The sequence below is a fragment of the Neobacillus mesonae genome (assembly GCF_023715155.1).
Classification (GTDB): domain Bacteria; phylum Bacillota; class Bacilli; order Bacillales; family Cytobacillaceae; genus Neobacillus; species Neobacillus mesonae_A.
This window is the reverse complement of sequence record NZ_JAMBNQ010000146.1, coordinates 1-255: the sequence shown is the minus strand read 5'-3', so window position 1 is coordinate 255 and position 255 is coordinate 1. Positions and strand designations below refer to the sequence as shown.

General features: G+C 43.9%; 1 pseudogene. It reads left to right on the top strand.

What is annotated here, in order from left to right:
- Positions 1 to 255 (top strand): annotated as a pseudogene (locus tag M3183_RS26910) (IS481 family transposase); the annotation flags it as partial.

The window sequence follows — 255 nt, the reverse complement described above, 5'->3', positions numbered from 1 at the left end:
CGTCTTGTGCCATACGCGCAGTTCTTCTCGTCAGAGAAGTTTGATGGTTTAAGGGGCGTTACAAAAGAAGCTCTTATCCGAAGAGGGAAACCTTCAATTATTTATGCGGATAACGGAAAGATCTATCAATCTGAAACGCTTCACTACGCTTGCGCTAAACTTGGGATTACCTTAGCCCATACACAGCCGTACGACCCCCGTGCAAAGGGCAAAATTGAAAGGCTTTTTAAAACGATTCAAACACGTTTTTATCCG